The 26,703-nt window shown below is 60.5% G+C and carries 22 protein-coding genes; 12 read left to right on the forward strand and 10 right to left on the reverse strand.

Annotated features, from left to right (window positions below; translation table 11 throughout):
* Positions 1-38 precede the first annotated feature (38 nt).
* The 3 genes from AC3WP7_RS02945 to AC3WP7_RS02955 all read right to left on the reverse strand — a co-directional run bounded on the left by AC3WP7_RS02945 (position 39) and on the right by AC3WP7_RS02955 (position 4,767).
* Positions 39-848, reverse strand: coding sequence for a putative RNA methyltransferase (locus AC3WP7_RS02945; protein ID WP_102591683.1), 810 nt, complete (start codon positions 846-848; stop codon positions 39-41).
* Positions 848-1,999, reverse strand: coding sequence for a succinyl-diaminopimelate desuccinylase (gene dapE / locus AC3WP7_RS02950; protein ID WP_093119342.1), 1,152 nt, complete (start codon positions 1,997-1,999; stop codon positions 848-850). The genes AC3WP7_RS02945 and dapE overlap by 1 nt, the downstream gene beginning before the upstream one ends.
* Before the next feature lie 176 nt (positions 2,000-2,175).
* Positions 2,176-4,767, reverse strand: a complete 2,592-nt coding sequence (locus tag AC3WP7_RS02955; protein ID WP_071488792.1) for a glycosyltransferase — start codon at positions 4,765-4,767, stop codon at positions 2,176-2,178.
* Positions 4,768-4,979: 212 nt separating this feature from the next.
* Between AC3WP7_RS02955 and tcdA the strand changes: the two genes are divergently transcribed.
* Positions 4,980-5,795 (forward strand): tRNA cyclic N6-threonylcarbamoyladenosine(37) synthase TcdA, encoded by an 816-nt coding sequence (gene tcdA / locus AC3WP7_RS02960; RefSeq protein WP_083351546.1) that lies wholly within the window; start codon positions 4,980-4,982, stop codon positions 5,793-5,795.
* Positions 5,796-5,911: 116 nt separating this feature from the next.
* Here tcdA and AC3WP7_RS02965 read toward each other — a convergent pair whose 3' ends face one another.
* The 4 genes from AC3WP7_RS02965 to AC3WP7_RS02980 all read right to left on the reverse strand — a co-directional run bounded on the left by AC3WP7_RS02965 (position 5,912) and on the right by AC3WP7_RS02980 (position 8,968).
* On the reverse strand, positions 5,912-6,325 hold the full coding sequence (locus AC3WP7_RS02965) for a SufE family protein (RefSeq protein ID WP_102591682.1): 414 nt from the start codon (positions 6,323-6,325) through the stop codon (positions 5,912-5,914).
* The gene (locus AC3WP7_RS02970) at positions 6,322-7,527 is read right to left on the reverse strand and encodes an aminotransferase class V-fold PLP-dependent enzyme (RefSeq protein WP_102591681.1); all 1,206 of its coding nucleotides are present in this window, start codon (positions 7,525-7,527) and stop codon (positions 6,322-6,324) included. The genes AC3WP7_RS02965 and AC3WP7_RS02970 overlap by 4 nt, the downstream gene beginning before the upstream one ends.
* Before the next feature lie 64 nt (positions 7,528-7,591).
* Positions 7,592-8,626, reverse strand: coding sequence for a 2,3,4,5-tetrahydropyridine-2,6-dicarboxylate N-succinyltransferase (dapD, locus tag AC3WP7_RS02975; RefSeq protein WP_058425293.1), 1,035 nt, complete (start codon positions 8,624-8,626; stop codon positions 7,592-7,594).
* Positions 8,627-8,659: 33 nt separating this feature from the next.
* Complete coding sequence (locus AC3WP7_RS02980) at positions 8,660-8,968, reverse strand: arsenate reductase (protein ID WP_231999482.1); 309 nt, start codon at positions 8,966-8,968, stop codon at positions 8,660-8,662.
* 267 nt (positions 8,969-9,235) lie between these two features.
* Here AC3WP7_RS02980 and AC3WP7_RS02985 point away from each other — a divergent pair, with 267 nt between their 5' ends.
* Positions 9,236-10,879: a Na+/H+ antiporter gene (locus tag AC3WP7_RS02985; protein ID WP_071488795.1), complete on the forward strand. Its 1,644-nt coding sequence runs from the start codon at positions 9,236-9,238 to the stop codon at positions 10,877-10,879.
* Between the two features lie 12 nt (positions 10,880-10,891).
* Here the strand turns inward: AC3WP7_RS02985 and dapC are convergent, their stop codons facing one another.
* From dapC to map, 3 genes are all read right to left on the reverse strand, one after another.
* Positions 10,892-12,091 carry a succinyldiaminopimelate transaminase gene (gene dapC, locus AC3WP7_RS02990; RefSeq protein ID WP_102591680.1) on the reverse strand — a complete coding sequence of 400 codons (1,200 nt, stop codon included), beginning with the start codon at positions 12,089-12,091 and terminating at the stop codon, positions 10,892-10,894.
* Positions 12,092-12,254: 163 nt separating this feature from the next.
* Positions 12,255-14,957: a [protein-PII] uridylyltransferase gene (locus tag AC3WP7_RS02995; RefSeq protein WP_092241163.1), complete on the reverse strand. Its 2,703-nt coding sequence runs from the start codon at positions 14,955-14,957 to the stop codon at positions 12,255-12,257.
* Positions 14,958-15,026: 69 nt separating this feature from the next.
* A complete protein-coding gene (gene map / locus AC3WP7_RS03000) occupies positions 15,027-15,821 on the reverse strand; it encodes a type I methionyl aminopeptidase (protein WP_058425288.1) in 795 nt (264 codons plus the stop codon).
* Positions 15,822-16,208: 387 nt separating this feature from the next.
* Between map and rpsB the strand changes: the two genes are divergently transcribed.
* From rpsB to AC3WP7_RS03050, 10 genes are all read left to right on the forward strand, one after another.
* Positions 16,209-16,946, forward strand: a complete 738-nt coding sequence (rpsB, locus tag AC3WP7_RS03005; protein ID WP_003189158.1) for a 30S ribosomal protein S2 — start codon at positions 16,209-16,211, stop codon at positions 16,944-16,946.
* A gap of 191 nt (positions 16,947-17,137) precedes the next feature.
* Positions 17,138-18,001 (forward strand): translation elongation factor Ts, encoded by an 864-nt coding sequence (gene tsf, locus AC3WP7_RS03010; RefSeq protein ID WP_058425287.1) that lies wholly within the window; start codon positions 17,138-17,140, stop codon positions 17,999-18,001.
* Between the two features lie 213 nt (positions 18,002-18,214).
* Positions 18,215-18,958 carry a UMP kinase gene (gene pyrH, locus AC3WP7_RS03015; protein WP_003189161.1) on the forward strand — a complete coding sequence of 248 codons (744 nt, stop codon included), beginning with the start codon at positions 18,215-18,217 and terminating at the stop codon, positions 18,956-18,958.
* The gene (gene frr / locus AC3WP7_RS03020) at positions 18,955-19,512 is read left to right on the forward strand and encodes a ribosome recycling factor (protein WP_012722596.1); all 558 of its coding nucleotides are present in this window, start codon (positions 18,955-18,957) and stop codon (positions 19,510-19,512) included. Before pyrH ends, frr begins: the two co-directional genes overlap by 4 nt.
* A 17-nt stretch (positions 19,513-19,529) precedes the next feature.
* A complete protein-coding gene (gene uppS / locus AC3WP7_RS03025; protein ID WP_016974405.1) occupies positions 19,530-20,285 on the forward strand; it encodes a polyprenyl diphosphate synthase in 756 nt (251 codons plus the stop codon).
* Complete coding sequence (locus tag AC3WP7_RS03030) at positions 20,286-21,092, forward strand: phosphatidate cytidylyltransferase (RefSeq protein WP_092241166.1); 807 nt, start codon at positions 20,286-20,288, stop codon at positions 21,090-21,092.
* Entirely contained in the window at positions 21,089-22,279 is a 1,191-nt protein-coding gene (ispC, locus tag AC3WP7_RS03035; RefSeq protein ID WP_093512216.1) for a 1-deoxy-D-xylulose-5-phosphate reductoisomerase, read from the forward strand. The genes AC3WP7_RS03030 and ispC overlap by 4 nt, the downstream gene beginning before the upstream one ends.
* A gap of 57 nt (positions 22,280-22,336) precedes the next feature.
* Complete coding sequence (gene rseP / locus AC3WP7_RS03040) at positions 22,337-23,689, forward strand: sigma E protease regulator RseP (RefSeq protein ID WP_102591679.1); 1,353 nt, start codon at positions 22,337-22,339, stop codon at positions 23,687-23,689.
* Positions 23,690-23,763: 74 nt separating this feature from the next.
* The gene (gene bamA, locus AC3WP7_RS03045) at positions 23,764-26,151 is read left to right on the forward strand and encodes an outer membrane protein assembly factor BamA (RefSeq protein WP_092241170.1); all 2,388 of its coding nucleotides are present in this window, start codon (positions 23,764-23,766) and stop codon (positions 26,149-26,151) included.
* 45 nt (positions 26,152-26,196) lie between these two features.
* Positions 26,197-26,700 carry an OmpH/Skp family outer membrane protein gene (locus AC3WP7_RS03050; RefSeq protein ID WP_003172279.1) on the forward strand — a complete coding sequence of 168 codons (504 nt, stop codon included), beginning with the start codon at positions 26,197-26,199 and terminating at the stop codon, positions 26,698-26,700.
* The last annotated feature ends 3 nt before the right edge of the window (positions 26,701-26,703 follow it).

Here is a 26,703-nt window from a genome sequence, read left to right on the forward strand (position 1 = left end):
GGGATTCGAAAATCCATTCGCGGGTATTGGAAAGGTGTTTATTGAAGCACGAAATAGTCGTAGCGCATCGACACGGTGACCATCAGCGGCTCGGCCGCTTCGATCACTTGTGCACGGCGCTCGGCACTGGCACGCCAGCCGTGAGGCGTCATGGCCAGCAGGTTGGCGCGGTCCCGGGGCTCGGCCAGGTTCAGCGTGAATTCCAATGTTTCGCTGTGCGCCAGGCTCATGCCGTCCGGCACCAGGGCCAGGTGCTTGTCGTCGGTGTATTCACGCACTTCGTCGTACAAGCGCTCGCGCAATTCCATCAGGTGGCCGCTGGTCGGACCGACCTTCATCAGACCTCCGCCGGGACTGAGCAGGCGCTTGGCCTCTTCCCAGTCCAATGGGCTGAACACGCTGGCGAGAAACTGGCAACTGCCTGACGCCAACGGCACGCGGGCCATGCTGGCGATCAACCAGGTCAGCGCAGGGTTGCGCTTGCATGCACGCTTGACCGCTTCCTTGGAAATGTCCAGTGCGTAGCCATCGGCGTGAGGCAGGGCATCGGCGATTTGCGCGGTGTAGTAACCCTCGCCACAGCCGATATCGACCCAGCGCTGCGGCGCGCGTTCGGCGGCCAGTTCGGCCAGGCGCCTGGCCACCGGGGCGTAGTGCCCGGCGTTGAGGAAATCGCGGCGCGCTTCGACCATGGCCAGGTTGTCGCCCGGGTCGCGGCTGTTCTTGTGCTGCACCGGCAATAGATTCAGGTAACCCTGGCGCGCACGGTCAAAACGATGCCCGGCCGGGCACGCCACGCCATTGTCCACCGTGTTGAGCGGCGCGTTGCAAATGGGGCAGGCGAGCATCAGGCGAGCAACTTGATCAGGGTCTGGTAGTAGATTTCGGTCAGCACATCGAGGTCGCTGGCCAGGATGCGCTCGTTGACCTGGTGGATCGTCGCGTTGACCGGACCCAACTCGACCACTTGGGTGCCGAGGGTGGCGATGAAACGCCCATCGGAGGTGCCACCGCTGGTGGACGCCTGGGTCTCACGCCCGGTGATCGCCTTGATGCTCGCCGACACCGCATCCAGCAAGGCGCCCGGTTCGGTGAGGAACGGCAGGCCCGACAGCGCCCACTCCACGTGCCAGTCCAGGCCGTGCTTGTCGAGAATCTCCGCAACCCGTTGCTGCAGGCCTTCGACGGTGGACTCGGTGGAGAAACGGAAGTTGAACACCGCCTTCAGGTCACCGGGGATCACGTTGGTCGCGCCGGTGCCGGAGTTGAGGTTGGAGATCTGGAAGCTGGTCGGCGGGAAGAAGGTGTTGCCGTCATCCCAGTGCTCGGCGGCCAGTTCGGCCAGGGCCGGCGCGGCCAGGTGGATCGGGTTCTTCGCCAGGTGCGGGTAGGCTACGTGACCTTGCACGCCGCGCACGGTCAGGGTGGCGCCGAGGGAGCCGCGACGGCCGTTCTTGACCACGTCGCCCACCAGCGTGGTGCTCGACGGTTCGCCGACGATGCACCAGTCCAGGCGTTCCTTGCGTGCAGCCAGGCGTTCGATCACGGCCTTGGTGCCGTGGTGCGCCGGGCCTTCTTCATCGCTGGTGATCAGGAAAGCCACCGAACCCTTGTGGTCGGGGTAGTCGGCGACAAAACGCTCCGCCGCCACCAGCATGGCCGCCAGGCTGCCTTTCATGTCCGCTGCGCCACGCCCGCAGAGCATGCCGTTTTCATCGATCAGCGCGTCGAACGGGTCGTTCTGCCACGCCTGCACCGGGCCGGTCGGTACCACGTCGGTGTGGCCGGCAAAGCACAGCACCGGGCCATCGTGCTTGCCGTGGGTGGCCCAGAAGTTGTCCACGTCTTCAATGCGCATCGGCTCAAGCGCAAAACCGGCGTCGCCCAGGCGCTGCATCATCAGCTTTTGGCAATCGGCGTCGATCGGCGTCACCGAGGGGCGACGGATCAGGTCGATGGCAAGTTGAAGGGTCGGCGAAAGGTCGGCATGGGCCGTCATGGGAAACTCCGGAAGCATGTGATGGGCGCAGGACGTAAGGGGCGCAGATTCAGTGTGGGAGGGGGCAAAGCCCCCTCCCACACAAAGCATTGGCCTGGGCCAAGACTCATAAAACGGCCGTTATCTTATAGCAAAACGGCGGCCAGAGGCCGCCGTTTAGTGCATTGCGCAAGTTTTTACGCAGCCGGTGCGGGTTGGGCTGCCGCCGCCGGTTTCGGCAGCGAAGACAGGAACGCCATGACCAGCGCCGCCACATACGGCAGCGACTGCACCAGCAACATCACCACCCAGAAGCGGATGTCATTGCTCGGCAGGCCCTGCACCAGGTAGATCCCCAGCGCCGCGCCCCACAACAGCAGCATGATGAACATCTCTTCGCGGGCTTCGGAAATCGCCACCCAGAAGCCGTGGTTATCGGCGTTTTTCGGTGTACGGAAGAACGGGATACTGGTGGTGAAGAAGCCATACAGCACCGCCTTGGCGATGGTGTGGGACAACGCCAGACCGGCCAGCGCCGCGCAGAATGCGTCCTTCAAGTTCACGCCTACCGCACGACGGTACAGGAAGATGATCTTGCCCACCTTGAACACGAACAGCGCCAACGGCGGGATCGCGAAAATCAGCAGCGGCGGATCGACCCGCGTCGGCACGATGATCATCGCCGCCGACCACAGCAGCGCACCCACGGTGAAGAAGATGTTCATGCCGTCCGCCACCCACGGCAGCCAGCCCGCCAGGAAGTGGTAACGCTGGCCACGGGTCAGTTCGGTGTCCTTGCCGCGCAACAGGCTCGCGGTGTGGCGCTTGATGATCTGGATCGCGCCGTAGGCCCAGCGGAAACGCTGTTTCTTGAAGTCGATAAAGGTATCCGGCATCAGGCCCTTGCCGTAGCTGTCGTGGTAATACGCCGCCGACAGGCCTTTCTCGAACACACGCAGGCCCAGTTCGGCGTCTTCGCAGATGCACCAGTCGGCCCAGCCCAGTTCTTCGAGCACCGAGCGACGGGTCATGGTCATGGTGCCGTGCTGGATGATCGCATCGCGGTCGTTGCGGGTGACCATGCCGATATGGAAGAAGCCTTTGTATTCCGCGTAGCAGAGCTTCTTGAAGGTGCTTTCGTTCTGGTCGCGGTAATCCTGCGGCGACTGCACCACGGCGATTTTCGGGTCGGCGAAGTGCGGCACCATGTGCTTGAGCCAGTTCGGCGATACGCAGTAATCGGAGTCGATCACCGCGATCACCTCGGCATCCTTGGCGGTGTGCGGGATCAGGTAGTTCAGTGCGCCACCTTTGAAACCGGCCAGGGGCGCGACATGGAAGAACTTGAAGCGCGGGCCCAGGGTTTCGCAGTAGTCGCGCACCGGCTCCCACACGGCCGGGTCCTTAGTGTTGTTGTCGATGATCAGGACTTCGTAGTCCGGGTAATCGAGCGCGGCCAACGCGTCGAGGGTCTGTTTGACCATCTCCGGCGGCTCGTTGTAGCAGGGCACGTGGATCGACACTTTTGGGCGGTAGTCCGAATCCCCCACTACTGGCAGGAATTCACGCCGACGCTTGTGGGTCCAGACCGCTTCCGCCAGCTCATGGGCTTCGGTCAGCAACACGATAAACACGCCCAGGGCACCGAGGGCCAGGAGAATGCCCACGGTCACGCTGAACCAGGTGCTGTATTGCTGGCTGTAGTCGTAGCCGATCCACACCAGCACCGAACCGCACAGGAACGCGATAAAGGTCAGGAAGGTACGGCCACGCTGGCGCAGGGCCGAGCCGTCGATCATCAGCAGGGTCAGCGACAACAGCGCAAGCACCACCGAACCGATGGCCAGCACGCGCCATTGCGGGATCGCGACCACGGGGCCTTCAAAGTTGAATTTCTGCTGGCGTGCGGCGTTGTACACGCCCCAGTAGGCGCCCGCCGAGCCTTCGTCGCTGACTTTCCACGGCTGATCGAAGGCCTCGATCACAAAGTAGTTGTAGCCCTGGCGGTTCAGCTTGTTTACCAGCGTACGCAGGTAAATCGCCTGGTCGGCCGGGGAGGTTTCATTACCCCCGCGCATGCGGCCGTTGCTCGGCCAGCCCACTTCCGACAGCAGCAGCGGTTTTTTCGGGAACAGTTTCTTCAGGTCACGGGCACGGTCGAGTACATACTGGCCGGCCTTGTCCATCGGGATGTATTCCCAGAACGGCAGGATGTGCGCGGCGATCAGGTCGACGTGCTTGGCCAGTTGCGGGTTCTTTTCCCAGATGTGCCACTGCTCGGAGGTCGTCACCGGTACTTTCACGGCGGCGCGCACCCGGTCCAGCAGCACAATCAGTGCCTCAGGGGTGATTTCTTCCCGGAACAGGGCTTCGTTACCCACCACTACCCGCACCACACTGCGCGAGGTGTTGGCGATTTCGATGGCACGCTGGATTTCTCGCTCGTTGCGCTCCAGGTCCGGGCTGATCCAGATCCCCAGCGTCACGCGCAGGCCGAACTCTTCCGCCAGCTTGGGGATGTCCCCCAGGGTGCCGTCGACCGAGTAGGTGCGGATGTTGTCCGTCAGCTTGCTCATGATCGCAAGGTCTTGACGCATCTGGTCGTCGGTCGGGTACTGGTCTTTCTGTGGGAACTGGCCTTGCTGGAACGGCGAGTAGGAAAAACCGGAGATCTGTTCGGGCCAGTTGGGGGTGGTGACGGGGCGGTTGATCAGCGCCCAGAAGCCGGTGAACAGCGCGGCGATTGCCAGCACGATCACCAGGTTGAGTCCAAATTTACGCGATGCCATGGCTATTTCGGGTTCCAAAAGGTGTGGAACGAAAAGAGGTGTCGGCCTGCGCCGAACGGCGCGCATCCTACACCGGCCCTTCCCTGACCGTACAGCAAGCAGAGAAAAACCGGACATTAGTCAGCGAAAGGCCATCTTAGTTCTTAACTTGTAGCTTGAAGCTTCGAACTTGTCGCTGCGTAGCCCTATAATGCGCGCCGGTTTTTGGGGTAATGGTCATGAGTACAGAAGATCCGCGGTTTGCAGGCGTCGCCCGCTTGTATGGCATTGAAGGCCTGGAGCGCTTGAAAGCGGCCCATGTGGCGATCGTCGGCGTCGGCGGCGTAGGCTCCTGGGCGGCGGAAGCCATGGCCCGTTGTGGGGTGGGCGAGATTTCGCTGTTTGACCTGGATGACGTCTGTGTCAGCAACAGCAACCGCCAGTTGCACGCCCTGGACAGCACCGTGGGCAAACCCAAGGTCGAGGTGATGGCCGAGCGCCTGCGCGGCATCAACCCGCACTGCACGGTGCATGCGGTGGCCGACTTCGTGACCCGCGACACCATGGCCGAATACATCACCCCCAACATCGATTGCGTGATCGACTGCATTGACGCGGTCAACGCCAAAGCTGCGCTGATCGCCTGGTGCAAGCGCCGCAAGATCCAGATCATCACCACCGGCGGCGCCGGCGGGCAGATCGACCCGACGTTGATCCAGGTCTGCGACCTGAACCGCACGTTCAACGATCCGCTGGCCTCGAAAGTGCGTTCTACCTTGCGTCGCGACTATGGTTTTTCACGCACCGTGACCCGTCATTACAGCGTGCCGTGCGTGTTTTCCACCGAGCAACTGCGTTATCCCAAACCGGATGGCAGCATTTGTTTGCAGAAGAGTTTTGTCGGGGATGGCGTGAAGCTGGACTGCGCGGGTGGGTTTGGTGCGGTGATGATGGTGACCGCCACGTTCGGCATGGTGGCGGCGACCAAGGCGGTGGACAAGATTGTGGCCGGGGTGCGCAGGCCTTCCGAGCGGGTCAAGCCCACTTAATACTGGATACTTGCACCATTCAAAATGTGGGAGCTGGCTTGCCTGCGATAGCGGTGGATCAGTCAACCTCTTCGACGACTGACACCCTGTAATCGCAGGCAAGCCAGCTCCCACATTTAGTTTTGTATAAGGCTCAATGCTCGCATGCGCTGCAAGACCGCATTCAGGCCATTGCTGCGCGACGGCGACAATTGGCGGGAAAGCCCCAGTTGGTTGAACCAGTCGGGCAAGTCGACGGCTTGCAGCTCGGCGGCAGAGAGTCCATTGACCCGCGCCAGCAACAACGCCACCAACCCGCGAATCATCCGCGCCTCGCTGCTGGCGGCGAACTGCCAGTGGTCATCGTGCAATTGCCCGACCAGCCACACCAGGCTTTCGCAGCCCTGCACGAGATTGGCGTCGACTTTATCCTCATCGGTCAGGGCAGGCAGACGCTCGCCCCATTGCATCAGCATGCGCGCGCGCTGTTCCCAGCTGCCTACCGCCTGGAAGGCCTCCAGTGCAGCGACTGCCTCCACCGGCAGGCTCATCGCAACATATCCAAGGCCTGGTCCAGCGCTTCGAAGAAGCGTTCCAGATCATCGGAATCGTTATACAGCGCCAGGGACACACGAATCGCCCCCGACAGATGCATCGCCTTGAGCAACGGCATGGCGCAATGGTGCCCGGCGCGCACAGCGATGCCTTGTTCGGTCAACAGATGCGCGAGGTCGGCGTTATGCACGCCTTCGACCACAAAGCTGACCAACGCCACTTGCGGCGAGCCCAGCACGCGCACGCCATTGCGCGCTTTCAAACCGCGCAGCAGATACTCGTGCAACGCCGCTTCATGGGCGATCACTGCCGGTTGATCCAGCGAATTCAGATAATCCAGGCTGGCGCCCAGGCCGATCACGCCGGCAATCGGCGGTGTGCCCGCTTCGAAACCCAGCGGCGCCGGGCGGAAACTGGCGCTGTGGTAGTCGGCCTGTTGCACCATTTCGCCGCCAAACTGCCAGTGGCGCAGGTGGTGCAGGGCTTCGTTGCGGCCAAACAGCACGCCGACGCCGTCCGGTCCGTACAACTTGTGGCTGGAAAACACATAGAAGTCGCAGCCCTGGGCCTGCACGTCGTGGCGGCCGTGGACGATGCCTTGGGCGCCATCGACCACGGTCAGTGCGCCGTGGGCCTTGGCCGTTGTGATCAGCGTCTGTAAGGGTTGCCAGGCGCCCAGCACGTTGGATAGCTGGCTTACCGCCAGCAGGCGTGTACGCGGGCCGATCAATTCGGCGGCGGCTGTCAGGTCGATCACGCCGTCGTCGTTCAACGGCAACACCACCAGCGTGGCAGCGCGGCGTTTGGCCAGTTGCTGCCAGGGCAGCAGGTTGGCGTGGTGTTCCAGGGCGCTGACCACAATCTCATCGCCCGCATTGAATAAGTGCTCAAGGCCGTAGGCCAAGAGGTTCAGCGCAGAAGTCGCGCCGTGGGTGAACACGATCTGCCCACTGTCGCCTGCATTCAACCACTGCGCGACCTTGCTGCGGCTGTCTTCGAACGCCTGGGTCGCATGGGCGCCGGGCAAGTGCTGGGCACGGTGCACATTGGCTGCGCCATTGGCGTAGTGATGGCTGATGGCATCCAGCAGGGCCTGGGGCTTTTGTGTGGTGGCGGCGTTGTCCAGGTACGTCTGGTCTTGCCGTTGCAGGGTGGCGATGGCCGGGAAATCGGCGCGCCAGGGGGAGGGCACTAGCATGGTGTTCAAGACTCGTATAAGCGAGCCCCAGGGTCGGGGCCCGCTAGTGGCATCGAGTGGCTGCTTAGTTGTGAGCGTGCAGCGCTTCGTTCAGTTCGATGGCCGATTTGTGGGTTTTGCACTCCACGGCACCGGTCTCGGAGTTGCGGCGGAACAACAGGTCCGGTTGGCCGGCCAGCTCACGGGCCTTGACCACTTTGACCAGTTGGTTTTTCTCATCCAGCAGCGCGACCTTGGTGCCGGCGGTGACGTACAGGCCCGACTCCACGGTGTTGCGGTCGCCCAACGGGATACCGATACCGGCGTTGGCGCCGATCAGGCAGCCTTCGCCGACCTTGATCACGATGTTGCCGCCGCCGGACAAGGTGCCCATGGTGGAGCAACCGCCACCCAGGTCCGAACCCTTGCCGACGAACACGCCTGCCGATACACGGCCTTCGATCATGCCCGGGCCTTCGGTGCCTGCGTTGAAGTTGATGAAACCTTCGTGCATCACGGTGGTGCCTTCGCCCACGTAGGCGCCCAGGCGCAGACGCGCGGCATCAGCGATACGCACGCCGCTCGGCACCACGTAGTCGGTCATTTTCGGGAACTTGTCCACCGAGAACACTTCCAGCAGCTCGCCACGCAGGCGGGCTTCCAGCTGGCGTTCGGCCAGTTCGTTGATGTCGATCGCGCCCTGGCTGGTCCAGGCCACGTTCGGCAGCTGCGGGAACACACCGGCCAGGCTCAGGCCGTGGGGCTTGACCAGGCGATGGGACAGCAGGTGCAGCTTGAGGTAGGCCTCAGGCGTGGAGGTCAGTGCGGCGTCTTCGGCCAGTAGGGTGGCGACCAGCGGGGTGTGGCTTTCGGCCAGGCGGTTGAGCAGCGCGGCTTGGGTGGCGTCGACATTCTTGAGGGCATCGGCCAGTTGCAGCGCTTGGCTGATGGTGAAGGTGATGGCCTGGTTGCCTTCGGTGTAACCGAGGATCGGCGCGATGGCCGCGACGATTTCAGCCGATGGGTTGAGCAGCGGCTGTGCGTAAAACACTTCCAGCCAAGCACCTTGGCGGTTCTGAGTGCCGACGCCGAAGCCCAGGCTGAACAGGGAATTGGACATGCTGTTACCTCTACAAAAATGGAAAGGGCTGGCCTACTTGAGGGCCGCCGAATAACTATCTGGCTTGAAGCCAATCAGGGTTCTGTCACCGAGATCGAGCACCGGGCGCTTGATCATCGAGGGTTGTGCGAGCATCAATTCAATGGCTTTCGACTGATCGAGATCGGCTTTGCGTTCGTCTTCGAGTTTGCGAAAGGTGGTGCCCGCACGGTTCAACACCACCTGCCAACCGTGCTCGTTGCACCATTGGGTCAAGTGTTCGCGGTCGATACCGGCCGTTTTGTAGTCGTGGAACTCATAGCCCACGCCGTGCTCATCGAGCCAGGTGCGCGCTTTTTTCATGGTGTCGCAGGCTTTGATGCCGAAAAGGTGCAACGTTTTGCTTGAAGCGGTCAAGGAATTGCCCCCCTTTGGACCAAGTGAAAATTAAAGGTCACGGATTATGCCACGACCAGCGGGCGGGTGCCCCTCGTCATGCGGCGTGCGACTTATGTGCAAAGGCCGGCAGGCAGCATAGGCGGTTAACATAGCTGGGTAATATGGCACTTCAGCGGCCAGTTGTTGCCTCATGTGTGTCGTTGCAAGTCGATTGTCCGGGAAACCCGCGTTATGCAAACCGCCTACACCGTTCTTATCCTGCTGATGCTGGTCAGCGTTTCGCGTCTGGTTGGGCGTGTCATTCCTCTGCCGTTGCCCCTGGTGCAGATCGCCGCCGGTGCCTTGCTGGCCTGGCCGACGCTGGGCCTGCATGTGGCGCTGGACCCGGAGCTGTTCTTGTTTCTGTTCCTGCCACCGTTGCTGTTTTCGGATGGCTGGCGTATGCCCAAGCGTGAGTTGTGGCGGTTGCGTGGGCCGATCCTGACGCTTGCGGTGGGGCTGGTGTTGTTCACGGTGGTCGGTGCTGGTTATTTCATTCACTGGATATTGCCTACGATCCCGTTGCCGGTGGCCTTCGCCCTGGCGGCGGTTTTGTCGCCGACGGATGCCGTGGCGGTGTCGGCCATTTCCCAGAATCGTTTACCTACGCCACTGATGCACATGTTGCAGGGCGAGGCCTTGATGAACGACGCATCGGGCCTGGTAACGTTCAAGTTTGCCCTGGCGGCGGCGTTGACCGGGGTGTTTTCCCTGGCGGATGCCAGCCTGACCTTCGTGTTGGTCGCCGTCGGTGGCCTGGCCGTTGGCGTGGCCCTGAGCTGGCTGGTCGGCCGACTGCGCGCCTGGATGATCGCCCGTGGCTGGGATGACCCGGCAACCCACGTGGTGTTCATGTTGTTGCTGCCCTTTGCCGCCTATGTGCTGGCCGAGCGCCTGGGGGCCTCGGGCATCTTGTCGGCGGTCGCGGCAGGCATGATGCAAAGCTGGCTTGATCTGCTACCGCGCCAGACCAGCACGCGCTTGCTCAACCGCAGCGTCTGGTCGCTGCTGGAGTTTGCCTTCAATGGCCTGATCTTCCTGCTGCTGGGCCTGCAACTGCCGGACATCATCAAGGCCGTGGTCAGCCATGAGCCGACACTGTGGCCGACCCTGTTTTATCGCTGCCTGGATGTGATTGCGATCTTCCTGGTGTTGGTAGTGCTGCGTTTTATCTGGGTGCAGAGCATCTGGCGGCTGTCAGGCCTGTTACGCCGGATTCGTGGGAAAAGCGAGCTGACGCTGGTGCCGACCGCCCGCTCTTGCTGGTTGTTGACCGTGGGTGGTGTGCGCGGTGCGGTGACGTTGGCCGGTGTGATGTCGGTGCCGTTACTGCTGGCGCCGGGCCAGGACTTTCCCGAGCGCGACCTGCTGATCTTCATCGCGGCAGGCGTGATCCTCCTGTCGCTGATCGCCGCCTGTATCGCCTTGCCGTTGTTGTTACGCGGCATTGAAAAGAGCCCGGACGAGAAACGCCATAAAGAGGTCCGCGAGGCTTGGAAAAAAACGGCCGTCGCTGCGATCCATGCGCTGGAAACGGAAGAGCCCGTTGAGCCTGAAACCCAGGACGCCGCCCAGGCTGCGCTCGCCACCGAACTCAAGGCACGGCTGATGTCGGAATATCGCCATCAATTGGAGGTGTTCAACGACTCGGCCGAAGCCCAGGCGCTGGCACGGCAGATGGACCTGCTCGAGCGCAAATTGCGCCTCAAGGCGCTGCGGGCACAGCGCCTGGAGTTATACAGCCTGAGTCGTCATCACCAGATTGGTGATGACGTGCTGAGGGAGGTGTTGGCGGATCTGGATATGAGTGAGGCGAATCTGGGTCAGGTGAAATGACCCTCAAGCCCGTTAGCGGCGACGCTGAATAAAATCGCGAATGCGCTCAGCCGCTTCCACACACTCGGCCAACGGCGCGACCAACGCCATACGCACTCGCCCAGCGCCGGGGTTGGCGCCGTTCACTTCACGGGACAGGTACGAACCCGGCACCACGGTCACATGTTCTTCCACGAACAGATCGCGGCAGAATGCGGCATCGTCGCCATTCACATTCGGCCACAGATAGAAGCCGCCATCCGGGCTCTGCACATCCAGCACCGGCTTGAGAATCGCCAGCACCGCGTCGAATTTCTCGCGATACAGGTCACGGTTGGCGTGCACGTGGGCTTCATCCTGCCAGGCAGCAATGCTCGCCAGCTGGGTCTGCACCGGCATCGCGCAGCCGTGGTAGGTGCGGTACAGCAGGAACGCCTTGAGGATGTCGGCATCGCCGGCCACGAAACCGGAGCGCAGGCCCGGCAGGTTAGAGCGCTTGGACAGGCTGTGGAACACCACGCAGCGCTTGAAGTCCTGGCGACCCAGTTCGACACAGGCGCTCAGCAGGCCGGGCGGCGGGGTTTGTTCGTCGAAGTACAGTTCGCTGTAGCACTCGTCGGCGGCGATGACGAAGTCGTATTCGTCGGCCAGGGCGATGAGTTTTTTCAGGGTGTCGACCGGGATCAGCGCGCCGGTCGGGTTGCCGGGCGAGCACAGGAACAGGATCTGGCAGCGTTTCCAGATGTCCGGCGTCACGGCGTCGAAGTCCGGGTTGAAGCCATTGGCGTCCAGGCACGGCAGGTAGTGTGGCTTGGCCCCGGCCAGGAACGCGGCGCCTTCGTAGATCTGGTAGAACGGGTTCGGGCTCACCACCAGCGCATCCTCGCCACGGTTGACCACGGTCTGGGTGAAGGCGAACAGCGCTTCACGGGTGCCGTTGACCGGCAAGATATTGCGCGCCGGGTCGAGCCAGCCCTTGGGCACGTTGAAGCGACGTTCGCACCAGGCACCGATGGCTTCGCGCAGCGCCGGGATACCCAGGGTGGTCGGGTACACGGCCATCTGGTCGAGGTTGTTGCTCAACGCTTCGGCCACGAACGTGGGAGACTTGTGCTTCGGCTCGCCGATGGACAGCGCAATCGGGCGCTTGTCCGGGTTTGGCGTGACGCTGCCGAGCAGGGCGCGCAGTTTCTCGAACGGGTAGGGTTGCAGTTGGTTCAGGGCGTTGTTCATGGGCATCTCGTTCAATTCGGTTTAAAGCATGCGGTCTGCTGGGCGAAGCCATCTAAATGTGGGAGGGGGCTCGCCCCCGATTGCAGTGTGCCAGCCAAAGCATTTTTATCTGATCCACCGCTATCGGGGGCAAGCCCCCTCCCACACGGGCCCTGTTTGTTTTTTAGAGAGTCAGGCGTGTCAGCTCGACGCCGGGTTCCTGGGTCACGCTCAATTGCTGGACGATCGCTTCCTGCAACCGCAGGCACAGCTCCGGGTCGGACAACGGCTGGTTGTCGGCATCGGTGATGAAGAACACGTCTTCCACGCGTTCGCCGAGGGTCGCAATCTTGGCGTTCTGCAACGACAGGTCGAACTCCAGGAAAATCCCACCGATACGCGCCAGCAGGCCTGGGCGGTCCGGGGCGCTCAGTTCGAGCACCGTCACCGGGCGCTGGGCGTCGTTGGAAATGGTCACCTGGGGCGCAAACGCAAAGTGTTTGAGTTGGCGCGGCACTCGACGCTGGATGATGGTCGGGTAGTCGTCAGGGTTGCGCAGGGCTTCGGTCAGGCCTTCGCGGATCTTCTTCACTCGCGCTGGATTGTCGCCGATCGAGTCGCCATCGGTGTCGAGCACGATATAGGTGTCGAGGGTGAACTGGCTGCTGGAGGTGATTACCCGTGCGTCATGGATGTTCAGGTTCAACTGGTCCATGGCCGCTACGGTCACGGCGAAGAAGTCGTGCTGGTCCGGCGCGTAGATGAAAATCTGCGTGCCGCCTTCGAATTCGCGCTGGGTGGTTTCCTTGATCAGCACCAGTGGGCCGCCGTCGGCCGGTTGCTGCAGGATCGCGTCGGTGTGCCAGGCCACATCACCGGCGGTGTGGCGCAGGAAGTAATCGTCGCCCAGTTGCGACCACAGTTGTTCCACATCGTCCGGGTCGTTGCCGCCGCGCACCAGGATATCCAGGGCGGCGCTTTGGGTGCGGCGGATCTGCTCTTCGCGGTCTACCGGGTTTTCCAGGCCACGGCGCAGGGCGCGCTTGGTCTCGGTGTACAGTTGGCGCAGCAGACTGGCGCGCCACGAGTTCCACAGCGTCGGGTTGGTCGCGTTGATATCCGAGACGGTCAGCACGTACAGGTAGTCGAGGCGGGTTTCATCGCCGACGATCTGCGCAAAGTCGTGGATCACCTGCGGGTCGGACAAGTCCTTGCGCTGGGCGGTGGTCGACATCACCAGGTGGTTCTGCACCAGCCAGACGATCAGGCGGCTGTCCCACAGCGGCAACTGGTGGCGCTGGCAGAAGGCCTCGGCATCAACCGCACCGACCTCGGAGTGATCGCCATGCCGGCCCTTGCCGATGTCGTGGTACAGGCCGGCCAGGTAGATCAGCTCTGGCTTGGGTAGCTTGGCCATCAATTTGCTGGCCAGCGGGAATTTCTCCGACACCTGGGTGTACTGCAGCTTACGCAGGTGCTTGATCAGGTTCAGGGTGTGGGCGTCCACGGTATAGATGTGGAACAGATCGTGTTGCATCTGCCCGACGATAAAACCGAACTCCGGCAGGTAGCGCCCGAGGATGCCGTAACGGTTCATGCGCCGCAGGTTGCGGTGGATGCCGATCTTGCACTTGAACAGCTCGATGAACAGGCTGGTGTTGCGGATATCGTTGCGGAAATCGTCGTCGATCAGGTGCCGGTTTTCCCGCAACAGGCGAATGGTATCGGCGCGCACGCCTTTGATTTCCGGCTGCTGGGCCATCAGCACGAAGATTTCCAGCATGGCAAACGGTGTGCGGCGGAACACGTTGTCGTTGCGCGCCTCGATATAGCCATCGTGCAGTTGGAAACGCGCATTGATCGGTTGCGGCGGCGCCTCGTCTTCGGGGGCCAGGATCACTTCTTCAAAATGCTGGATGATCAGGTCGCTGAGCTGGGCAATGCTCATGACCACCCGGTAGTACTGCTGCATGAAGCTTTCGATGCTGGTCTTCGCGTCTTCACCTTCAAAGCCCAGCAGGGTGGCGATGGAGCGCTGGTGGTCGAAGAGCAGGCGGTCTTCGGAACGCCCGGCCAGCATGTGCAAGGCGTAGCGCACTTTCCAGAGGAATTCCTGGGAGGAGGCCAGCAGGGCGTTTTCGCTTTCCACCAGGAAGCCTTCACCGGCCAGGGCGCGCAGGTTCAGGGTGCCGTACTGGCGACGCGCAACCCACAGAATCGTCTGGATATCCCGCAGCCCGCCCGGCGAGCCTTTGACGTTGGGTTCCAGGTTGTATTCGGTGTCGTTGTACTTGTGGTGCCGGGCCTTTTGCTCGGCGCGCTTGGCCAGGAAGAAGTCCTTGCTCGGCCACATGTGCGCGGTGCTGGTGACTTCAAGCATACGCTGGCGCAGGCGCTCGGGGCCGGCGATGGTACGGCTTTCCATGAGGTTGGTGATGACGGTGAGGTCGGCGCGGGCTTCTTCGGCGCATTCGTCCACCGAGCGTACGCTTTGGCCGACTTCCAGGCCGATGTCCCACAACAATGTGAGAAAGCGCTCGATGGAATCGCGAAAGATCTCATGGTCGGCGCTGTCCAGCAGGATCAGCAGGTCGATGTCGGAGTAAGGGTGCAGCTCACCGCGACCGTAGCCGCCGACCGCCACCAGGGCGATGTCGGCGTCTTCGCTCCAACTGAACTGTTCCCAGGCTTTTTGCAGGATGTTATCGACGAACCAGGCTCGGTCCTCGATCAGCCGGCGGATGTCCCGCCCCCTGCGAAAGCGCTCGTCGAGCACCTCGCGGGCCTGGCGGATCGCCTTCTTGAACGCGGCGATGGGGCTCGCCTTCAGGGCCAGTTCGGCCTGGAACTGGCCACGGTCGAAGAGTTCGGGATCCACCTGGGGCATCGATCGGCTTTCCTTTCAATCTATTCAGTCAGTCAGTCACAACACAGTGGGGGAAAACCTGAGCAACGTTTATGCCGACGTTGTACCCGAGGTGCGCGGGATCGTGTCATCGGCGCGCAGCGTGAAAATCTCGTAGCCGGTCTCGGTGACCAGCAAAGTGTGTTCCCACTGGGCCGAAAGCTTGCGGTCCTTGGTGATGGCAGTCCAGCCGTCGCCCAACACCTTGGTGTCGGCCTTGCCCTGGTTGATCATCGGCTCGATGGTGAAGGTCATGCCTGCCTTCAGCTCCATGCCGGTGCCGGCGCGGCCGTAGTGCAGGATCTGTGGCTCTTCGTGGAAGACCGTGCCGATACCGTGGCCGCAGAACTCGCGTACCACCGAGAAACCGTTCTTTTCCGCATGCTTCTGGATCACTTCGCCGATGTCGCCCAGGCGGCAGCCAGGCTTGACGATCTCGATGGCCTTGTACATGCATTCCTGGGTGACCTGGGACAGGCGTTCGGCCCAGACCGGTACGTTGCCGACGTGGAACATGCGGCTGGTGTCGCCGAAGTAGCGGTCCTTGATCACGGTGACGTCGATGTTCAGGGTGTCGCCGTCCTTCAGCGGCTTGTCGCCCGGAATTCCGTGGCAAACCACGTGGTTGACCGAGGTGCAGATCGACTTGGGGAAGCCCTTGTAGTTCAGCGGCGCAGGGATGGCGCCCTGCACGTTGACGATATAGTCGTGGCAGATCTGGTTGAGGGTCTCGGTGGTGACGCCGGGCTTGACGTGTTCGGCAATCATTTCCAGCACGTCGGCGGCCAGTTTGCCGGCGATGCGCATGCCAGCGATGTCTTCGGCGGTTTTCAAACTAACGGTCATACAGGCTCTCTCTAGCGCGACGCGCTGAAATCAATACGGTTTACGGGCGTGCGACAAAAGGTTGCAAAATTCGCACAAGCCACAGAAAACGCGATTCTAACAGACCATGGCGTCAAATCATGAGCCTCTGATGATCGCTTCTGTCTATAAGGTAGGGCTATGTCAGCTCTATTCAAGGGGTTACACGAACGCGCCCGACGGCAAATGTGATTGCGTGTTCCGTTTTTGCCGATGCTGTGGTATAAAATGCGCCGCTTTCCGGGGATACCCCGCAAAGCTTAAATCCACACACGTGTCGACACGATGACCTGGGTGCCGGAGGCCTTGATGCCGCTGGTTGGTCATTGGGATACGTGGAGGCCAAACCCGACTTATTAAGGAACTATCATGTCCCAAGTCAACATGCGCGATATGCTGAAGGCCGGTGTGCACTTCGGCCACCAGACCCGTTACTGGAACCCGAAAATGGGTAAGTACATTTTCGGCGCGCGTAACAAGATCCACATCATCAACCTTGAAAAAACCCTGCCAATGTTCAACGAAGCGCTGACTTTCGTAGAGCGCCTGGCCCAGGGCAAAAACAAGATTCTGTTCGTCGGCACCAAGCGTTCCGCTGGCAAGATCGTTGCTGAAGAAGCAGCACGTTGCGGTTCGCCGTACGTCGATCACCGCTGGTTGGGCGGCATGCTGACCAACTTCAAAACCATCCGTGCTTCCATCAAGCGTCTGCGTGACCTTGAAGTGCAAGCCGAAGACGGTACTTTCGCCAAGCTGACCAAGAAAGAAGCGCTGATGCGCTCCCGTGACCTGGAAAAGCTCGATCGTTCCCTGGGTGGTATCAAGGACATGGGCGGTCTGCCTGACGCACTGTTCGTTATCGACGTTGATCACGAGCGCATCGCGATCACCGAAGCCAACAAGCTGGGCATCCCTGTTATCGGCGTAGTCGATACCAACAGCAGCCCGGAAGGCGTTGACTACATCATCCCAGGCAACGATGACGCAATCCGCGCTATCCAGTTGTACATGGGTTCGATGGCTGACGCTGTCATCCGTGGTCGCAACCACGTTGCTGGCGGTACCGAGCAGTTCGTTGAAGAAGCTCCGGTAGCTGCCGCTGAGTAATTAGCGCCCTGGCGTTGACTCAGTAAGCAAAAAGGGGGCTTGGCCCCCTTTTTGCCACCTCGAAAACCATTTGTCGGCAGCGCGGCTACATCATCTGTAACGTGCAGCGGCCTACAAGGGAGATTCGGGAAGAATTGATCGCCCGTCTGATCGGGTGGAATGGTTGAAAACCTATCCAAGAGGATTTTGAAATGGCAGAGATTACTGCAGCGTTGGTTAAAGAACTGCGTGAGCGTACCGGCGAAGGCATGATGGATTGCAAAAAGGCCTTGACCAAGGCTGGCGGCGACATCGAAAAAGCCATCGACGACATGCGCGCTTCCGGCGCCATCAAGGCCGCCAAGAAAGCCGGCAACGTCGCTGCTGAAGGCGCTATCGCCCTGGTTGAAGACGGTAAAGCCGCCGTTCTGCTGGAAGTGAACTCGCAGACCGACTTCCTGGCCCTGCAAGACGACTTCAAGGCATTCGTTGCTGCCAGCGTCAAGAAGGCATTCGATGAGAAGCTGACCACCGTTGAGCCTCTGATCGAAGCCCAAGAAGCTGATCGCCTGGTACTGGTCGGCAAAGTTGGCGAAAACGTCAACATCCGTCGCCTGACTCGCGTTGAAGGTGATGTCGTCGGTGGTTACCTGCACGGCAACAAGATCGGTGTAGCTGTTGTTCTGAAAGGCGGCGACGTTGAGCTGGCCAAAGACATCGCTATGCACGTTGCTGCCAGCAACCCTGAGTTCCTGCTGCCTTCGGAAGTGTCTGCCGAAGCGATCGAGCGTGAAAAAGCGGTGTTCCTGAGCCTGAACGCCGACAAGATCGCCGGCAAGCCAGAAAACATCGTGGAAAACATGATCAAAGGCCGTATCAGCAAGTTCCTGGCTGAAGCGAGCCTGGTTGAGCAGGCGTTCGTCAAGAACCCTGAAATCAAGGTTGGCGAACTGGCCAAGAAAGCCGGTGCTGAAATCGTTTCCTTCACTTACTACAAAGTAGGCGAAGGCATCGAGAAGCCGGTCGACAACTTCGCTGAAGAAGTTGCTGCCCAGCTGGCTGCCGCCAAGCAATAAGACAGCTTTCAACTGTCGCCCGAAAGAGGCTGCCCGCTCACGCGCGCAGCCTCTTTTCAAATGGGAAGGCCGATTTTAATTGGCATCCCTCCGGAACTGGCTTACAAAGCCGTGTTCCGATGGCGCTGTTACAGCGTCCAGCTAGAGTGAACGCAAGCCGTAAAACGGCTCGCCAAGAATTTTTTAAAAAATACGCCGCAGGAGAGATTCGCAATGGCTCAGCAGGGCAGTGGTTATCAGGCTCGCTATAAACGCATTCTACTCAAGCTTAGCGGCGAGGCCCTGATGGGCTCGGAAGAGTTCGGGATCGATCCCAAGGTGCTCGACCGCATGGCGCTGGAAGTCGGCCAACTGGTCGGTATCGGCGTGCAGGTTGGCCTGGTGATCGGTGGTGGCAACCTGTTCCGTGGCGCGGCCCTGAGTGCTGCTGGCATGGACCGGGTCACCGGCGACCATATGGGCATGCTGGCCACTGTGATGAATGCCCTGGCCATGCGTGACGCCTTGGAGCGCGCCAATATCTCGGCTATCGTGATGTCGGCTATTTCCATGGTCGGCGTAACCGATCACTATGACCGCCGCAAAGCCATGCGCCACCTGAATTCCAAGGAAGTGGTGATCTTCGCGGCCGGCACGGGTAACCCGTTCTTTACCACCGATTCGGCAGCCTGCCTGCGCGCCATCGAGATCGATGCGGACGTGGTGCTCAAGGCGACCAAGGTAGACGGCGTGTACACCGCAGATCCATTCAAAGACCCGCATGCCGAGAAGTTCGATCATCTGACCTACGATGAAGTACTGGATCGCAAGCTGGGCGTAATGGATCTGACGGCTATCTGCCTGTGCCGCGACCACAAGATGCCACTGCGCGTATTTAACATGAACAAGCCCGGCGCCCTGCTGAACATCGTACACGGCGGCGCAGAAGGGACTCTGATCGAGGAAGGCCAACAATGATCAACGAAATCAAGAAAGACGCCCAAGCGCGTATGCAGAAATCCCTGGAGTCTCTGAGCCATGCATTCGGCCAGATTCGTACCGGCAAGGCGCACCCGAGCATCCTGGGCAGCGTGATGGTGCCTTACTACGGCTCCGATACCCCTATCAGCAGCGTCGCCAACATTACCGTTAAAGACTCGCGCACCCTGCAAGTCGTAGCGTTTGAGCGCAACATGCTGGGTGCTGTCGACAAGGCCATCCAGAGCGCCGGTTTGAACCTCAACCCGACCAACCTGGGTGAGTTGCTGCTGATCTCCATGCCGGCCCTGACTGAAGAGACCCGCAAAGGCTTCACCAAGCAGGCTCGCAGCGCTGCAGAAGACGCGCGTGTTGCCGTACGTAATATCCGTCGCGATGCCTTGGGTGACCTGAAGAAGCTGGTCAAGGACAAGGAAATCAGCGAAGACGAAGAGCGTCGTGCCACCGCCGATATCGACAAATTGACCAAGGATGCCGAGGCCCAGATCACCAAGGCCACGGAAGAAAAAGAAAAGGACCTGATGGCCGTATAAGGGGTCAGGACGCCTTCATGGAAAAGACCAAGCAGACTGTACCCTCCGTGGTGCCGCGCCATGTCGCGATCATCATGGATGGGAATAATCGCTGGGCGAAGAAGCGCTTTATGCCGGGTGTCGCCGGGCATAAAGCCGGTGTCGATGCGGTAAGGGCTGTGATCGAGGTGTGTGCCGAGGCCAAGGTCGAAGTGTTGACCCTGTTTGCGTTCTCCAGTGAGAACTGGCAGCGGCCCGCCGAAGAAGTCAGTGCCTTGATGGATCTGTTCTTCAAGGCCTTGCGTCGTGAGGCCAAGCGCCTTAACGACAACAACATCAGCCTGCGCATCATTGGCGACCGCTCGCGCTTCCACCCGGAACTTCAGGCTGCCATGCGCGAGGCTGAGGCAATCACCGCTGGTGCCAACCGTTTTGTGCTACAGATCGCAGCCAACTACGGCGGCCAGTGGGATATCGCCCAGGCAGCGCAGCGGCTGGCTCGCGAAGTGCAGGCCGGGCACCTGCGGCCCGACGACATCACGCCCGAACTGTTGCAAACCTGCCTGGTGACCGGTGACCTGCCGTTGCCGGACCTGTGCATCCGGACCGGTGGTGAGCACCGCATCAGTAATTTCCTGCTGTGGCAGCTGGCCTATACCGAGCTGTACTTCTCCGACCTGTTCTGGCCGGACTTCAAACACGATGCCATGCGTAATGCACTGGCCGATTTCGCTTCCCGTCAGCGTCGCTTCGGTAAAACGAGTGAGCAGATCGAAGCTGGAGCCCGGGTTTAAATGCTTAAACAACGAATCATCACTGCACTGATCCTGTTGCCGATCGCCTTGTGCGGGTTTTTCCTGCTCGAGGGTTCCGGCTTTGCGCTGTTCATTGGCCTGGTCGTCACCCTGGGCGCCTGGGAATGGGCGCGCCTGGCCGGGTTCGGCGCGCAGTTGCCGCGCGTGGTGTATGCCGCCGTCGTGGCCGCGCTGGCGTTCCTCTTGTACATCCTGCCGGACCTCGCGCCCTGGGTGTTGGGGGCGGCGGTGCTGTGGTGGGCGCTGGCGACGTTCCTGGTGCTGACCTATCCGCGCACCAGCGGCCAATGGTCCAGCGTTGCCTGCAAGCTGGTGATTGGTTTGCTGATCCTCTTGCCGGCTTGGCAAGGGCTGGTGGAGATCAAGCGTTATCCAATGGGTAACTGGTTGATCCTGGCAGTCATGGTGCTGGTATGGGGGGCTGATATCGGTGCCTACTTCTCCGGTCGGGCCTTCGGCAAGCGCAAGTTGGCGCCGGCGGTCAGTCCGGGCAAGAGCTGGGAGGGGGTCTATGGTGGTTTGGCGTTGACACTGGTGATTGCGCTGGTGGTTGGTGTCGTGCGTGGCTGGGCGGTGAAGGAAATCTTCCTGGCGCTGCTGGCCACAGCCATTGTCGTGTTTGTTTCTGTGGTGGGTGACCTCACCGAAAGCATGTTCAAGCGTCAGGCCGGTATCAAGGACAGCAGTAACCTGCTGCCCGGGCACGGTGGTGTGTTGGACCGTATCGACAGCCTGACGGCGGCTATTCCGATCTTCGCTGTGTTGCTATGGATGACTGCTTCGTGAGCCGCCTTCAACAAGTGACCGTGCTGGGTGCAACCGGCTCGGTGGGGCTGAGCACCCTGGATGTGATTGCGCGTCATCCTGATCGCTATCAGGTCTTTGCCCTGACTGGGTTCAGCCGTCTGAGCGAGCTGTTGGCTTTGTGTGTGCGCCACGCACCGCGCTTCGTGGTAGTCCCTGAGGCAGGAGCGGCGCGTGGCTTGCAGGATGATCTGCGGGCTGCCGGGTTGGCGACTCGAGTGCTGGTGGGCGAGGAGGGGTTGTGTCAGGTCTCGGCTGACGCTGAGGTGGATACGGTAGTCGCCGCTATCGTCGGTGCCGCCGGCCTGCGTCCAACCCTCGCCGCTGTAGATGCCGGCAAGAAGATCCTGCTGGCCAACAAAGAAGCGCTGGTCATGTCTGGCGCGCTCTTCATGCAGGCAGTGCGTAAAAGCGGCGCGGTGCTGCTGCCGCTCGACAGCGAGCACAACGCGATCTTCCAATGCATGCCTGGCGACTATGCGCGTGGTTTGGGTCAGGTTGGCGTGCGTCGGATTCTGCTGACCGCCTCCGGTGGTCCGTTCCGGCAAACCCCGCTGGCCGAGCTTGAGCATGTTTCGCCCGACCAGGCATGCGCTCATCCGAACTGGTCCATGGGGCGTAAGATCTCGGTGGATTCGGCGAGCATGATGAACAAGGGGCTGGAACTGATCGAGGCGTGCTGGCTGTTCGATGCACGGCCGGATCAGGTCGAAGTGGTAATTCACCCGCAAAGTGTGATTCATTCCCTGGTCGATTACGTCGACGGTTCGGTACTTGCGCAGTTGGGTAACCCCGATATGCGCACGCCGATTGCCAATGCCTTGGCCTGGCCGGAGCGGATTGATTCCGGTGTCGCCCCGCTGGATCTGTTTGCAGTGGCCCGCCTGGACTTTGAAGCGCCAGACGAGCAGCGCTTTCCTTGCCTGCGCCTGGCCCGGCAAGCGGCCGAGGTGGGGAACAGCGCGCCAGCAATGCTGAATGCGGCCAACGAAGTGGCTGTGGCGGCGTTTCTCGAACGGCGCATCCGCTTTCCGCAGATCGCGAGTATCATCGAGGACGTCCTGGCGCTTGAGCCTGTCGTGGCGGTGAGTGACCTGGCGGCGGTATTCGAAGCCGATACCAAGGCTCGAGCCCTGGCAGAGCAATGGTTGAGCCGCAACACGCGTTAGCCTGTGGGCGGATGGGTTCGAGCCTTCAGGCACTGGATTGGAATGCGGAGAAATTAGATGAGTGCGCTTTACATGATTGTCGGCACCCTGGTTGCTCTGGGCGTGCTGGTCACCTTCCACGAATTCGGCCACTTCTGGGTGGCGCGTCGTTGCGGCGTCAAGGTATTGCGCTTTTCCGTCGGCTTCGGCATGCCGCTGCTGCGCTGGCATGACCGTCGTGGCACCGAGTTTGTGATTGCGGCCATCCCGTTGGGTGGCTACGTCAAGATGCTCGATGAGCGCGAAGGCGAAGTGCCTGCAGACCAGTTGGATCAATCCTTCAATCGCAAGACCGTTCGTCAGCGTATCGCCATTGTTGCCGCGGGTCCGATCGCCAACTTCCTGTTGGCGATGGTGTTCTTCTGGGTGTTGGCCATGCTGGGCAGCCAGCAGGTGCGTCCGGTGATCGGTGCGGTTGAATCGGACAGCATCGCCGCCAAGGCCGGGCTGGTCGCTGGGCAGGAAATTGTTTCCATTGATGGCGAACCCACCACGGGTTGGGGCGCAGTCAATTTGCAGTTGGTGCGTCGCCTGGGCGAAAGCGGGATTGTGAATGTAGTGGTGCGCGAGCAGGGCTCCACCGCCGAAAGCCCGCGTGAACTGGCTCTCGACCACTGGCTCAAGGGCGCAGATGAGCCTGATCCGATCAAATCCCTGGGCATACGTCCATGGCGTCCGGCCTTGCCGCCGGTGCTTGCCGAGCTGGATCCGAAAGGTCCGGCCCAGGCTGCTGGCCTGAAAACCGGCGATCGCCTGTTGGCCCTCGATGGTCAGCCATTGGGTGACTGGCAGCAGGTGGTCGATCTGGTTCGTGTACGTCCTGATACTAAAATTGTGCTGAAAGTTGAACGCGACGGTGCTCAAATCGACGTCCCTGTGACCTTGTCGGTTCGCGGGGAAGCCAAGGCGGCCGGGGGTTACCTGGGTGCTGGAGTCAAGGGTGTCGATTGGCCGCCATCGATGGTGCGTGAGGTGAGTTTCGGGCCGTTGGCGGCAATTGGCGAGGGTGCGAAACGCACCTGGACCATGAGTGTGCTGACCCTGGAATCGCTCAAGAAAATGTTGTTCGGCGAGCTCTCGGTAAAAAACTTGAGTGGACCGATAACCATTGCTAAAGTGGCGGGCGCTTCTGCCCAGTCGGGTGTCGCGGATTTCCTGAATTTCCTGGCTTATCTGAGTATTAGCCTGGGGGTTCTGAATTTGCTGCCCATTCCAGTATTGGATGGGGGGCATCTGTTGTTTTATCTGGTCGAGTGGGTGCGTGGTCGCCCCTTGTCGGATCGGGTGCAGGGTTGGGGGATACAGATCGGTATCAGTTTGGTGGTCGGGGTGATGTTGTTAGCCCTGGTCAACGATCTGGGTCGACTGTAACGCTTCGCTGAATTGCGAATCTGCCGCATTTTGCGGCAGTTTGTTTATTGCCAGTTGGAATAAGAAAGGACTTCATGAAACGTCTGCTGCTAACTGCGGTTCTCACCGTATTGATGATCGCCGAAGTTCACGCCGAGTCCTTCACCATCTCCGATATTCGCGTCAACGGCCTCCAGCGGGTTTCCGCGGGTAGCGTCTTTGGTGCCTTGCCGTTGAACGTTGGGGAACAGGCTGATGACCGTCGCCTGGTGGAATCCACTCGTGCGCTGTTCAAAACCGGTTTCTTTCAAGACATCCAACTGGGTCGCGAAGGCAACGTCCTGGTCATCACCGTGGTCGAGCGACCTTCCGTCGCCAGTATCGAGATCGAAGGCAACAAGGCGATCTCGACTGAAGACCTGATGAAGGGTCTGAAGCAATCCGGCCTGGCCGAAGGCGAGATCTTCCAGCGCGCCACCCTCGAAGGTGTGCGTAACGAGCTGCAACGCCAGTACGTTGCGCAGGGCCGCTACTCCGCGACCGTGGAAACGGAAGTGGTGCCGCAGCCGCGTAACCGTGTCGGCCTCAAGGTCAACATCAACGAAGGCACTGTGGCGGCGATCCAGCACATCAACGTGGTAGGCAATACCAAGTTCTCTGATGACGACCTGATCGACCTGTTCGAACTCAAGACCACCAACTGGCTGTCGTTCTTCAAGAACGATGACAAGTATGCCCGCGAAAAACTGTCCGGTGACCTGGAGCGCCTGCGCTCCTACTACCTGGACCGTGGCTACATCAATATGGATATCGCTTCGACCCAGGTGTCCATCACCCCGGACAAGAAGCACGTCTACATCACCGTCAACGTCAACGAAGGCGAGAAGTACAAGGTTCGCGACGTCAAGCTGAGCGGCGACCTGAAGGTGCCTGAAGACCAGGTCAAGGCGCTGTTGCTGGTGCAGAAAGACCAGGTGTTCTCGCGCAAGCTGATGACCACCACGTCCGAACTGATCACCCGTCGCCTGGGCAACGAAGGCTACACCTTCGCCAACGTCAACGGCGTGCCGACGCCCCATGATGATGACCACACCGTGGACATCACCTTCGTGGTCGATCCAGGCAAGCGCGCCTACGTAAACCGTATCAATTTCCGTGGCAACACCAAGTCTGCGGACGAAGTGCTGCGTCGTGAAATGCGTCAGATGGAAGGTGGCTGGGCGTCGACTTACCTGATCGACCAGTCCAAGACCCGTCTTGAGCGTCTGGGCTTCTTCAAGGAAGTCAACGTCGAAACCCCGGCCGTACCGGGTGTGGATGACCAGGTTGACGTGAACTACGCCGTAGAAGAACAGGCATCGGGCTCCATCACCGCCAGTGTTGGCTTCGCACAGAGCGCCGGCCTGATCCTCGGTGGTTCGATCACCCAGAACAACTTCCTGGGTACCGGTAACCGAGTTTCCATCGGCCTGACCCGAAGCGAATACCAGAGCCGATATAACTTCGGTTATACCGACCCCTACTGGACTGCTGACGGTGTGAGCCTGGGCTACAACGCCTTTTATCGCACCACTGACTACAAAGACCTCGACGTTGACGTAGCCAGCTATGCAATCGATAGTCTTGGTGCTGGCGTGAACGTTGGTTACCCGATCAGCGAGACCTCGCGCCTGACGTTCGGCTTGACTGCGCAGCAGGATGAGATCAAGACCGGTGTGTACACCGTGGACGAAATCTTCGACTTCACCCGTCGTGAAGGTGACAAGTTCCTGAACTTCAAGGCGTCCGCCGGCTGGTCCGAGTCCACCCTGAACAAAGGTGTACTGGCGACCCGTGGTCATTCCCAGAGCCTGACCCTGGAAACCACCACGCCGGGCAGCGACCTGTCGTTCTTCAAGCTCGACTACCGCGGCCAGCTGTTCCAGCCGTTGAGCGACAACTACACCATGCGCCTGCACACTGAGCTGGGTTATGGCGATGGTTATGGCTCCACCAATGGTCTACCGTTCTACGAGAACTACTATGCGGGTGGCTTCAACTCCGTACGTGGTTTCAAAGACAGCACCCTGGGCCCGCGTGGTACTCCGAGCCGTGGTGTTGGTGTAACCGGTAACCAGGGCACCGTAGTGGATTCCGACAACGACCCACTGCCGTTCGGTGGTAACGTCCTGATCCAGGGTGGTGCGGAAATCCTGTTCCCGCTGCCGTTCGTGAAAGATCAGCGCTCCCTGCGTACTTCGGTATTCTGGGATGTGGGTAACGTGTTCGATTCCAAGTGCGAGCAGATCCGTAACCCGAGCGGCGTGAAGTCCAACACTCAGTGTAACGACGTGAGCCTGAGTAATCTGGCAAGCTCCGTGGGCGTGGGTGTGACCTGGGTGACTGCGCTTGGCCCATTGAGCTTTGCTCTGGCCATGCCGATCAAGAAACCGGATAACGCTGAAACCCAGATTTTCCAATTCTCCCTCGGCCAGACGTTCTAAGCGTCTGACCCAAGATAACGACAACGGATTCTGTAGGAGTACATCGTGCGCAAGTTGACTCAATTGGTGCTGCTGGCAACCGTGCTGGTAACCACCCCGGCCTTCGCCGAAATGAAAATCGCCGTCCTGAACTATCAGATGGCCCTGCTGGAATCCGATGCGGCCAAGAAATACGCCGTGGATGCCGAGAAAAAATTCGGTCCGCAACTGACCAAGCTCAAGACCCTGGAAAGCAGCGCCAAGGGCATCCAGGATCGTCTGGTAGCCGGTGGTGACAAGATGCAGCAAGGCGAGCGCGAGCGTCTGGAGCTTGAATTCAAGCAAAAGGCCCGTGACTACCAGTTCCAGTCCAAAGAACTGAACGAAGCCAAGGCTGTTGCTGACCGTGAAATGCTGAAACAGCTGAAGCCGAAACTCGACAGCGCTGTGGAAGAAGTCATCAAGAAAGGTGCCTTTGACCTGGTGTTCGAGCGTGGCGCTGTGATCGACGTCAAGCCTCAATACGACATCACCCGTCAGGTGATCGAGCGCATGAACCAGCTGAAGTAAGCC

The organism is Pseudomonas sp. FW305-3-2-15-C-LB1 (genome assembly GCF_058787615.1).

Bases quoted from the DNA above. Each gene is read 5' to 3' on its own strand.
- frr (WP_012722596.1), top strand. From the start codon at position 18,955: ATGATCAACGAAATCAAGAAAGACGCCCAAGCGCGTATGCAGAAATCC.
- AC3WP7_RS02970 (WP_102591681.1), bottom strand. From the start codon at position 7,527: ATGCTAGTGCCCTCCCCCTGGCGCGCCGATTTCCCGGCCATCGCCACC.
- map (WP_058425288.1), bottom strand. From the start codon at position 15,821: ATGACCGTTAGTTTGAAAACCGCCGAAGACATCGCTGGCATGCGCATC.
- dapE (WP_093119342.1), bottom strand. From the start codon at position 1,999: ATGACGGCCCATGCCGACCTTTCGCCGACCCTTCAACTTGCCATCGAC.
- bamA (WP_092241170.1), top strand. From the start codon at position 23,764: ATGAAACGTCTGCTGCTAACTGCGGTTCTCACCGTATTGATGATCGCC.
- dapC (WP_102591680.1), bottom strand. From the start codon at position 12,091: ATGAACAACGCCCTGAACCAACTGCAACCCTACCCGTTCGAGAAACTG.
- tsf (WP_058425287.1), top strand. From the start codon at position 17,138: ATGGCAGAGATTACTGCAGCGTTGGTTAAAGAACTGCGTGAGCGTACC.
- AC3WP7_RS02980 (WP_231999482.1), bottom strand. From the start codon at position 8,968: ATGAAAAAAGCGCGCACCTGGCTCGATGAGCACGGCGTGGGCTATGAG.
- AC3WP7_RS02965 (WP_102591682.1), bottom strand. From the start codon at position 6,325: ATGAGCCTGCCGGTGGAGGCAGTCGCTGCACTGGAGGCCTTCCAGGCG.
- AC3WP7_RS02995 (WP_092241163.1), bottom strand. From the start codon at position 14,957: ATGCCCCAGGTGGATCCCGAACTCTTCGACCGTGGCCAGTTCCAGGCC.
- pyrH (WP_003189161.1), top strand. From the start codon at position 18,215: ATGGCTCAGCAGGGCAGTGGTTATCAGGCTCGCTATAAACGCATTCTA.
- tcdA (WP_083351546.1), top strand. From the start codon at position 4,980: ATGGTCATGAGTACAGAAGATCCGCGGTTTGCAGGCGTCGCCCGCTTG.
- rpsB (WP_003189158.1), top strand. From the start codon at position 16,209: ATGTCCCAAGTCAACATGCGCGATATGCTGAAGGCCGGTGTGCACTTC.
- AC3WP7_RS03030 (WP_092241166.1), top strand. From the start codon at position 20,286: ATGCTTAAACAACGAATCATCACTGCACTGATCCTGTTGCCGATCGCC.
- AC3WP7_RS02985 (WP_071488795.1), top strand. From the start codon at position 9,236: ATGCAAACCGCCTACACCGTTCTTATCCTGCTGATGCTGGTCAGCGTT.
- uppS (WP_016974405.1), top strand. From the start codon at position 19,530: ATGGAAAAGACCAAGCAGACTGTACCCTCCGTGGTGCCGCGCCATGTC.
- AC3WP7_RS02955 (WP_071488792.1), bottom strand. From the start codon at position 4,767: ATGGCATCGCGTAAATTTGGACTCAACCTGGTGATCGTGCTGGCAATC.
- rseP (WP_102591679.1), top strand. From the start codon at position 22,337: ATGAGTGCGCTTTACATGATTGTCGGCACCCTGGTTGCTCTGGGCGTG.
- AC3WP7_RS02945 (WP_102591683.1), bottom strand. From the start codon at position 848: ATGCTCGCCTGCCCCATTTGCAACGCGCCGCTCAACACGGTGGACAAT.
- dapD (WP_058425293.1), bottom strand. From the start codon at position 8,626: ATGTCCAATTCCCTGTTCAGCCTGGGCTTCGGCGTCGGCACTCAGAAC.